At 60.6% G+C, this 11074-nt stretch carries 3 protein-coding genes and 1 pseudogene; all 4 read left to right on the plus strand.

What is annotated here, in order from left to right; all coding sequences use genetic code 11:
• The first annotated feature begins 164 nt into the window (after positions 1-164).
• The 4 genes and pseudogenes from P5540_19275 (at position 165) to P5540_19290 (ending at position 11074) form a co-directional block, all read left to right on the plus strand.
• The gene (locus P5540_19275) at positions 165-5930 is read left to right on the plus strand and encodes an immunoglobulin domain-containing protein (GenBank protein HRT66956.1); all 5766 of its coding nucleotides are present in this window, start codon (positions 165-167) and stop codon (positions 5928-5930) included.
• Between the two features lie 11 nt (positions 5931-5941).
• The gene (locus P5540_19280; protein ID HRT66957.1) at positions 5942-6472 is read left to right on the plus strand and encodes an NUDIX hydrolase; all 531 of its coding nucleotides are present in this window, start codon (positions 5942-5944) and stop codon (positions 6470-6472) included.
• Positions 6465-10553, plus strand: a complete 4089-nt coding sequence (locus tag P5540_19285) for a LamG domain-containing protein (protein ID HRT66958.1) — start codon at positions 6465-6467, stop codon at positions 10551-10553. Before P5540_19280 ends, P5540_19285 begins: the two co-directional genes overlap by 8 nt.
• Before the next feature lie 266 nt (positions 10554-10819).
• Positions 10820-11074, plus strand: a pseudogene (locus P5540_19290) (transposase).

Genomic DNA, 11074 nt, shown 5'->3' on the forward strand with positions numbered 1-11074 from the left:
CCGACTCAATTTGACATGACCCGCCCCAATCGCTTCCTTAGCCGGGGATTACGGAACACGATTTCCATGTTTTATGGTATTGTTATATGGTATGCGGGCGACGATGCTCACAAACGGGGTGCGTCGCGATGCGTCCGAATGCTGAAAGTAAGGAGGAATGGTGTATGCGGCGGTTGGTTTTTGGGCCGTGGTGGGCTTGTGCCTTGGCGTTGTTTTTTGCCTGGAGTGCGGTGGCGCAGGATCCGGCGGTTACCAAACAGCCTCAATCGGCGACGGTCAATGTCGGCCAATCGGTGACGTTCAGCATTATCGCGTCAGGCACGCAGCCTATATCTTATCAGTGGTTTAAGGATTCGGACAGCATTCCGGGGGCAACCACAACGTCGTATACGATCGCCTCGGCGCAGAAATCGCACGAGGGATCGTACGTTTGCATGGTATCCAATTCCCAAGGCCATGCCTCGTCGGCGAGCGCGGAGTTGGTGGTCATCAATCCCATTACGATTCTCAGTCATCCGCAATCAGTGACCGTGAATCCCGGCCAGCAGGCCAGTCTCAGCGTATCCGCGACCAGCGCGCTGCCCTTGTCGTATCAGTGGAAAAAGAACGGCGGGGCCGTTACGGGGGCGACCAACGCGACCTATACCGTTTATTCGGCCAGCGAAGACAATGAGGGCACGTACATCTGCACGGTGTCGAATGCGGACACCAGCGTGGACTCCAATTCGGCATTGCTCTCGGTCAATAATCCGGTGGTTATCACGTCCCATCCGCAATCCGTTACGCTCGCTCCGCTTCAGGGGACCGTTTTTTCCGTAACGGCGACCGGTACGCCCCCCCTGAGTTATCAGTGGCTGAAGGACGGTGTGGACATTGCCCAGGCGACGGCCAATACCTACGGCATTCCTTCCGCCACCGACGCCGACGTGGGCAATTACAATTGCCGGGTCTCGAACGTTACGGGCAGCATGCTGTCCGAAACCGCCGCGCTGGTTGTGGCCAGCGCCCCGCGTATTATTGTGCAGCCGCAATCGGCCCAGTTGATCTTCGGACAACCCGCCAGCCTCAGCGTAACCGCCACGGGATCCGCGCCGCTGAATTATCAATGGCAAAAGAACGGTTCCGCCATTCCCGGCGCCACGTCTTCGACCTACTACATCGCTTCCGCAACGTCGGCGGACATCGGTCTCTATGCCTGTATGGTATCCAATCCATTTGGCGCGGAATTATCGGCCACCGCCACACTGTCGGCCGACACGCCGGTGACCATTACGACCCAGCCGCAGTCGCAGACGGCCGGGCCGGGCCAGCGGATTTCCTTCTTCGTAACGGCGACAGGCACGTTGCCGAGAAGTTATCAATGGCGCAAGAACGGAGAGGACATTCCCGGCGCCACCGGGACCATTTACGCCATCAATGCCGTCTTGAAGCCCGACGAGGGCGAATACCGGTGTGTTGTGTCGAACAGCGTCAGCAGCGTGATTTCGGACCCGGCCTTTCTGGTGGTCAAGGATTCGCCTTACATCAGCGCCCATCCGGAATCCCTGACGGTCAATCCCGGGGAAACGGCCACGTTCTCGATTACAGCCAGCAGCGCCGTGACGCCGGTGACCTACCAGTGGCGCAAGAACGGCACGGATATCCCCGATGCGACGAACGACACGCTCGTCATACCCGCCGCCCAGGAATCCGATGAAGGCAGCTACTCGTGCATTGCGACCAATCCCATCGGGGATACGCCGTCCAATCCGGCCACACTCACGGTGAACAATCCCGTCGTGATCGGCACGCAACCCCAATCCGCCACCGTGAATCCGGGCCAGACCATTTCCCTGTCGGTCAGCGCCACGGGCACCGCGCCCATCAGCTACCAGTGGCGCAAGAATGGGGCGGTTATTGCCGGCGCCACGAACGCCCTGTTAGACATTGTGTCGGCGCAGAAAACCGATGAGGGCAGTTACGCGTGCGCCGTGTCGAACGTGACAGGCACGGTCCTTTCCTCGACGGCGGTCATTGTCGTCAATGATCCTGTGGTGATTACGGCTCATCCGCAGTCCGTCACGGTTGCGCAAAGCCAGCCGGTCATTTTTACCGTGTCGGCCACGGGCACGGCCCCGTTGAGTTATCAATGGCGCAAGAATGGAACGAACATCGCCGACGCCACCCTTGCGGCGTACGGGTTTGCCTCGGCCCAATTATCCAACGCGGGCGACTATGACTGCGTGGTCACAAATGTCGTCGGCAGCGTTGCGTCGAATGCCGCCACGCTGACCGTCAACGCGCCTGTCACCATTACCGCGCAGCCGGTTTCCCAGACGGTCAATCCGGGTCTGACAACCACGTTTACGGTAGCCGCTTCCGGTTCGCCGGTCATCAGTTACCAGTGGCGCAAGAACGGCGTGGACATTCCCGGCGCCACGGAGGCGACGTACCGGATTGCCGTCACCCAGGAAGAAGACGAAGGCGGCTATTTCTGCGTGCTGCTGAATCCGTTCGGCGCGGCTTCCTCCGATGCGGCCACGCTAACGGTGAACGATCCCGTGGTCATCGTTTTCCATCCGCAATCCCAAACCTTGAACGCCGGGCAGGCGGCTTCTTTCTCCGTGGCCGCAACGGGCACGACGCCGTTCAGTTACCGGTGGCGGAAAAACGGCGCCAATATCGCCGGCGCCACGGAGGCGACCTATGCCATTGCATCCGTGCAATCGTCCGACGCGGGAAGTTACGTTTGCGTCGTGACGAACGTAACCGGCAGCACGACGTCAAATCCGGCGACGCTGACCGTCAATTCCACCGCGGTCTTTACCACGCATCCCCAGTCGCAAACCGTCAATGCCGGACAGACGGTTTCGTTTTCTGTCGTGGCCATGGGCACCGAACCCATCAGTTATCAATGGCGCAAGAACGGCGTGAACATCGCCGGCGCCACCGCCGCCACGCATACCATGGCGTCCGTGCAGGAATCGGATGAGGGCGACTATGCCTGTGTGGCCACCAACATCGTCGGTAGCGTTACCTCGAACGTTGCCGTCCTTTCGGTCAACGATCCGGTTGTTTTCACCGCCCAGCCGCAATCGCTGACGGTAAATCCGGGGCAGGCCGCGTCTTTCTCGGTCGCCGTGACGGGCACGGCGCCGTTCAGTTATCAATGGCAAAAGGGCGGATCGAACATCGCCGGCGCGACGTCGGACACGTATTCCATCGCATCGGCACAGCAGAGCCATGAAGGCATTTATTCATGCACGGTCGCAAATGTGGCCGGCAGCGTAATGTCGGCGGCGGCGGCGCTGACCGTGAATGATCCGGTCGTTTTTACCGCCCAACCGCAATCGTTGACGGTGAATCCGGGACAGAGCGCATCCTTTTCCGTTGCCGCGACGGGCACGGCGCCGATCAGTTACCAGTGGCGCAGGAATGGCGTGAATATCGCCGGCGCCACAAATGCATCGTACACGATTGATTCAGCGCAGGAGTCCGACGAGGCCGCCTATGTCTGTGTGGCAACGAACGTCGCGGGCGCCGCCACCTCGAATACGGCAAACCTCGTGGTGAACAATGCCCCGGCGATTACCGTGCAGCCCCAATCGCGAACGATCAATCCGGGACAGTCTGTCACGTTTTCCATCGCCGCGACGGGGGCCGCGCCGCTGAGTTATCAGTGGTCCAAGGATGGCGTGGCCATTGCCGGCGCCACACGGGCCGACTATACGGTGTCGTCCGCGCAGGAAAACGACGAAGGGGCGTATGTATGCGTGGCGAGCAATTCCGTCGGCAATGCAACCTCGAATGCGGCCCTGTTGTCGGTCAACGATCCCGTTGTCATAACGGCGCAACCGCAATCGTTGACGGTCACGACCGGATCGCCGGCGGCATTCAGCGTAACCGCGACGGGTACGCCTCCGTTCAGTTATCAATGGCGCAAGGATGGCGCCAACATCGAAAGCGCTACCAATGCGTTGTATGCCATTGCGGAAGCGCGGAAAACGAATGCCGGAACATACGTCTGCATCGTTACGAATGTTGTGGGCAGCGTTACGTCGCAATCCGCAAGGCTGACCGTGGATGAACCGCCCGCCCAAGTGGCCGTTGGCAGTGGACAAGGCAGACCCGGTCAAACCGTGGAAGTTCCCGTTGCGCTGATTACGAACGGCACCCGGCCCGCGGCCCTTAACATGCGCATCGTGTATGATTATGCGTTGCTGGAGTATCAGGGCGTTACGGCGGGCCCCGTGGCCATCGAGGCCGGCAAGAATGTCAACGCCAACGAACTGGAAACGGGAAAAATCAGTTTTGTTGTATGGGGACTCAATACCTCGGCCATGAGCGACGGCACGCTGATGACTCTCTCCTTCCTTGTTCGGTCGAACGCGACGCCGCAGCAGGTCGTGTTGCGCGCTGAAAATGCGTCCATGTCCGATCCGGATGCCATTCTTATTGCCGTTACGGTATCCAATGGCAGTGTCCGTATTACTGATTCCGGCGGCGAAGGCGAGGGTGAAGGCGAGGGTGAAGGCGAGGGTGAAGGCGAGGGCGAAGGTGAAGGCGAAGGTGAAGGCGAAGGCGAAGGTGAAGGCGAGGGCGAAGGTGAGGGTGAAGGCGAAGGTGAAGGCGAGGGCGAAGGTGAAGGCGAGGGCGAAGGTGAAGGCGAGGGCGAGGGTGAAGGTGAAGGCGAAGGCGAAGGCGAAGGCGAAGACATTGTCGTATGGGTTCCCGACCGGGCGGTTGCGTCAGGTGAATTGACGTTGATCCCGCTGAATGTTTCGGCGCCAGTCGGTACGGCGTTTTCCGGCGTGTCCATTGATTTTCGGTACGACGCGGCGCTGATAGATCGCTCGACGGTCCAAGTACAGCCGACGGCATTGACAGGGCAATTGAGTTTCACGGCGGATACGGACGAGGCAGGCAAAATCGTCATCACGGCGATTACGGACGCGGCCAATATCCGTGGAACGGGCCATCTGTTCGATATTTATGCGCGGGCGCGCACAAATGTCCCCAATGGGACCTGCGGCATGCTCCGTTTTGCGCGGGTGGACATGTACGGCCCAAATGGCGAAACGCTGGACGTTGATAGAAGCGATACGGGACAGATTTGCATCGCCAATGAATGCCGCGTGGGAGACTTGAACGGCGATCTGTTCGTCACGCTGGTGGATGCGATCGCCGCGTTGCAGGTTGCCGTTGGCAAGCTGTCCCTGACCGATTGCCGGTTGCAGTCGGGCGATCTGAACGGCGATGGTGCCATCAACAGCGCGGATGCCACCATGCTGCAGCGATTGGGCGCGGCGCTGCCCATCAATCCGCAGTCCTCCGGAAAAGCCGACACATCGGATCCAGCCTTGTTGAGCAATATTCTCCAAGGCACGGAATCCGTGTCGGTTTCCATGGAATCCGTGCAAGGCATTGTCGGGGAAAACGTGGAAGCGATGGTATCCATGGACAATCCGCTTGGCCTTGCCGGTTTCGACCTTCGGGTGTCCTATCCGCCGGAACTGAGTTTCATCGAGGCCGTTCCCGGATCGGTCGGAGCGGGTGCGCCGATGGAAGTCAAGGACGAAGCCGGACATGTGAATATCAGCCTCTCCCGAAGGGATGCCGTCCTTGCGGCGAAAGCCGGCGGCACGGCCTTGGTCACCTTGCGCTTCCGCGTCGAGGCGAAGCCCACGAACGGCATGGCGGCGCTGGGCATCGAAAAATGCGTCTTGAACGGACAATACGGCGACACGTTCGCTTCCTATACCCAGGTGAAGGCCAACGGGACGAATGTCGCTGTTACAAACGGCGACGATCCGGTTTGCTGTTTCAACGCGGGCATCGCGGCGCCGAAGCCCCGCGGACCGGGCGACGGCCTGTTGCTGGCGGCCGTCGCGTTTACTTTGGCGGCGGCGGGTTGGCGCAGACGGCTGGCCCCGGTCCATGAAAAACCGTAACGCGGAGATCCATGTCCATAAAGCCGCGTCCATTCGAGTGGAATTATTGCGCCATGTGCGGCGCGGCGCTTTCTTTGTCTTCGGATGGTGAAAAGCCGCGTCCTTATTGTGCCGGCTGCAATCGTTTTTTCTACCGGAATCCGTTGCCGGCCGTGTGCGCTATCATTACCCGCGGCGAAGAGTTGCTGCTGGTTCAGCGGGCCGTGGACCCCTGCCGCGGCCACTGGTCGCTGCCCGGCGGGTTTGTCGAACTGGGGGAAACCGCCGAGGATGCGCTTGTTCGCGAAATGCGCGAGGAAACCGCGCTCGAAGTGTCCGGTTTGTCCCTGGTGGGCGTCAGCACCCAGCAGAGCATCCATTACGGCGGGGTGATGGTTCTCGGTTATGCGGTCGGGAAATGGACCGGGGAACCCAAGCCCGATTCCGATGCGACCGACATCCGGTTCTTTGCGCCGGATGCCCGTCCCCCGTTGCCGTTTCCCGCCCACCGCGAACTGTTGGCCCTTTTCGACAAGCAATCAGGGAACCGGCTTCTTGCGTAGAAGAATGAGCGCGTGGCCGTTGCGCATCGGCCTGTGTTGCCTGGCATGCCTTGCCGCCACGATGGATGCACGCGGCGCAGACGATGGGCAGGCCGGCGCGTTCGGGCAGGCGCTGGATGCGCGAAAGGGGGCGATAGTCGTGCCGGCGTCGGCGGAATTCAGGGCGCTGCCGCTGACGATCGAATGCCGGGTGAGGTTGCTGGGCAAGGAGCAGTACAACATTCTCGTTGCCAATGAGCCAAAATCCTCGGCGACGCATTGGGAGATCTTCACGACGCCGGGCGATGGCGTTTTACACGCCTACGTGCCGGGCCGCATGCCGGATCACGTCCACACGAGCGCCGCCATTGCGGACGGACAGTGGCATTGGGTCGTCATGACGATAGAACCAAACCGCATCCGGCTATTCGTGGATGGCGTCGAAACGGCCGGCCAGGAATCCACTGTCGTCAATGACATGACGATCGAAGGGCCGCTGGCCATCGGAAGTCTGGCCGAGGGCGGGTTCGAATGCAACGGTCTCATTGACGAGGTGCGGATATCGAAAGTCTTGCGTTCGCCCGATGCGGTTCCCTCCGGGGAATTGTCCGCAGATGATTCGACCATAGGCCTTTGGCATTTCACGGCGGACGCACTAGGCAAGGACGCGTCGTCGTTATCACGCGACGGCCAACGGAAGGCGCGGCAGATCGCTTTTACGGACAGCGGCATCGAGATTCCCGGCGGCATGTCCGCGGACCTGCAACCGTTGCCGCCGGCGGAAGACGCGGCGCCGTTGCGCATGGCGGTGGCGAAACTGGCGGACCGCCTGAACCTGAAGAGCATCCGCGTCGAATCCATTCCGGACGCCGCGTTGCGCGAATGGAGTTACGATTTCGAGTGGATGGGCAAGAAGGAATACCCGGAACACCGGCCCGGCGGACCGGATGCGGAGAAACTGAAGCGCGAGGTCTACGATCCGCATGCCTTGATTTGGGAAAGCGACAACGGGCCGTTGGGAACCGTGCTACGCCGCGCCGGGGCGCTGGCGGATGCGCTCGCGGACGATTCGCCATGCCGGGCGGATCTGCAAGCCTTGCGCGACTCGGCGCCCGCGCCGGGAACGGACGGGTATAAACCGCACTACCTTGCGGCTTGTGCGATTCGCCGCCAACTCGCACTGGGCAATCCGCTGCTGGATTTCGACGCGATCCTCTTCGTCGCGCGCGGGACTTTCGAGGGGTCGGTGCGTTCCAATCCCGAAACCGCCGATCCGCAGGGAGGCCATTTCGTCACGCAGTATTTCGGCTTCAACGCGCTGCCCGGCGGCGGACTCTTCATCGTGAAAAACTACAAGACGCAGCCGGAAATCGTGAATGTGCTGGCCGATTCCGTTGTCGGGAATGGACGGCTCAAGGGCCGCAAACTCGATTACGGCGCCTTCGCCACACCGGACCTGTCGTTCGACGGCCGGACGATCGTGTTCGCATGGACCGAAAACAGCGAGCACAAGTGGATTCAATCGAAAAAGACCTGTTTCCACCTGTTCAAGGTCAACGTGGACGGGTCGAATCTCGTGCAGTTGACCGACGGCGCGTACAACGATTTCAGCCCGTGCTGGCTGCCGGACGGCCGCATCGCGTTCGTGTCGGAACGGCGCGGCGGCTACATCCGCTGTTTCGCGGCCTATCTGAAGGTCCGCAGCTACACGCTGTTTTCGATGAACGCCGACGGTAGCGACATTGTCCCGCTGAGTTACTTCGAGACCAGCGAATGGAATCCGTCGGTCAACAACGACGGCCAACTTGTTTATACCCGATGGGACTACGTGGACCGCGAGAATTGCCTCGGCACGCGATTCTGGATCAGCAATCCGGACGGCACGAATCCGCGCGCACCGCACGGCAATTATCCGCATCCGTATCACACGTTCCCGGATCATCAACCGTGGAAGGTCGAGAATGGCCGCGAATGGGACAGCCGTTTCGGCGCGCCGCTGGTCGAAATGAGCATTCGCGCGATCCCGGATTCGCCGCTCTATATTTTCACCGCCGCGCCGCATCACGGATCGATTTACGGATCGCTCTGCATGCTCGATCTGCGCCGGGAAGACGACGGCCACATGAACCAGATCCGGCGTGTCACGCCCGACGAGCCCTTCCCGGAAACGGAGATGCCCGGCCGACGCCATTACAAATACGGCACGCCGTGGCCGCTGAACGGGGATTTCTATCTCTGCAACGTCTGGGAGAATCTCGCGCTGGTGGATCGCTTCGGCAACAAAGAGGTCTTATGCGACTTGCGTTCGATGCCGTGCGCGCAGGACGAGCGCCTGCGGCTTGTCAATCCGATCCCGTTGCGCGCGCGCGCCGCGCCGCCGGTCATCCCCCCGAAAGTTCGCGCAAAAAGCAACGAAAACGCGCCCAGCGCCACCATCGCCGTCATGAACGTGTACGACTCCGACTTGCCGTTCCCGGAAGGTGTCCGGATCCAATGGATCCGCGTCGTGCAAAACATCCCGAAGACGAACCACGCGATGGGCGAGCCGATGATCGGCTACGAACGCGAAAACACGCCGCGCATTCCGCTCGGCATCGTGCCGGTCGAGGAAGACGGCAGCGCCTTTTTCGAGGCGCCTGTCGCCAAGCAATTGATTTTCCAGGCGCTCGATGAAAACTTCATGGCCGTGCAGTCCATGCGGTCCTCGGCCTTCGTCCATCCCGGCGAACGGCTCACCTGCGCCGGGTGCCATGAAAAGACGCAGAGCGCGCCGCAACGCGAAACGAAACCGCTTGCCCTGCGGCGTCCGCCGTCGAAATTGCAGCCCGAATGCGGTCCCGTCGAACCCGTCAGTTATTACCGCCAGATCAAGCCGATTTTCGACGGGAAATGCCTGCCCTGCCACAGGGAAAAAAACAAGGGCCCACAGGACATGAGCTACGAGGCGCTCAAGGAAGGCTATACCTTCTGGTTTTCCGGCGCCATGTTCACCGACATGACGACCGCGTACAGCGGCATCCACGGCGGATCGCGCACGATCCCCGGACGTTTCGGCGCGCGCGCCTGTGCCATCGGCCAGGCGATGCTATCGGAAACGCACCGAAAAAACGTGTCGCCCGAAGATCGGCATCAAGTCATCCAGTGGCTCGACTGCAACTCGCTGCGCCTCGGCAGTTACATCCGCGAAGCCGCGCAACTGAAAGGCGAACTCGTGTGGCCGTGCATGGACGTGGACCCGGCGAATGTCCAAGGCATTGACGGAACCGAGCCGGGTCTCAAGCACAACTTCTGGCACGAAAACACCTACGGGCCGCATACCGTGCTGTTCTCGGAGCACGCGCACGACCGTATCGGCATTTTGAACAAGGCCGGCGAAATTGTGTGGGAGTATTCCATGCCGCATCCGCAGGACGTGTGGATGCTGCCGAACGGCCATATCCTGGCCGCTTACTACCAGGGCGTGCGCGAAATCACGCGCGACAAGGAAATCGTCTGGGAGTATCGCACGGAAAAGCCGAACGAGATCCCCAATTGCCAGCCGCTGCCCGACGGCAACGTCATGATCGGCATCGTGGGCGAATGTCGCCTGATCGAAGTCAATCCAAAAGGCGAGATCGTCCACCAAGTCCAGTTGTCCACGACCGAGAAGACGCCCCACGCCCAGTTTCGCTTCTGCCGCAAGACGCCCGAAGGAACCTATCTCGTCCCGTTCACCGCCGAGGGGGCCGTGCGCGAGTACGACCGCGACGGGAATGTGATCCGCGAATTTCCGCACCGGCCGATGCCCGTGTGCGCGCTGCGCCTCGAAAACGGCAACACGCTCATCAGCGCCGACCGCGCCGTCACCGAGTACGACCGCGACGGCAACGTCGTCTGGGAATTGCGCGAACACGACATCCCCGACATCGAAATCGGCGCGCCCGCCGGCATCCACCGCCTCGACAACGGGAACACCCTCGTTTGCAACTGGAACACCCGAGACACCGGCGACAAAAACGGGGCCCACATCCTCGAAGTGACCGACGACAAACGCGTCGTCTGGCAGGTCACGGGAACCCATATCGGCCAGGTCGCCCAATGCCGGATCTTGGCGGAGGAATAGGGAATCGTTTCAGGTTTCGGCCGATATCGCCGGTCCTTTGTGCAGCCGGTTTCTACGCCGTTTTTCGCTCAGTTTCGCGATATCCTTACGAACGGATGGGGATTGCCGTCATCCTACAAATGGCCAATTTTCTAGGTTTTCCTGGGCCAGGACTGAACTTGGTGCGGATTGGAAGTTTTTTCGGTTATGCTTCAAAAGTTCTGCAAAAAGAAGGCATGATGTACTCCGTAGTTTGAGACGAAACAAACCGTAAAGGAGAAAACACCATGCCCAGAAAACAGAATAGCACGAAGAGGTTGGAATGGAAAGAGTTGCTTGCAACGGATGGGGATTTCTTGCGTCCGTTAGTGCAGGCAGTGCTGCAAGAAGTTCTTGAGGCGGAGATGACGGAAACGTTACAGGCCGGCAAGAGCGAACGGACGGACGGCTCGGCTACCGGAGCGGTTATTACACGCGGGGCTTAGTAACACGCGTGGGGACGGTCGAACTTCGGGTTCCGCAGGACCGTCAGGGACGGTTCA

This window comes from Candidatus Hydrogenedentota bacterium (assembly GCA_035450225.1).
GTDB lineage: Bacteria > Hydrogenedentota > Hydrogenedentia > Hydrogenedentales > SLHB01 > DSVR01.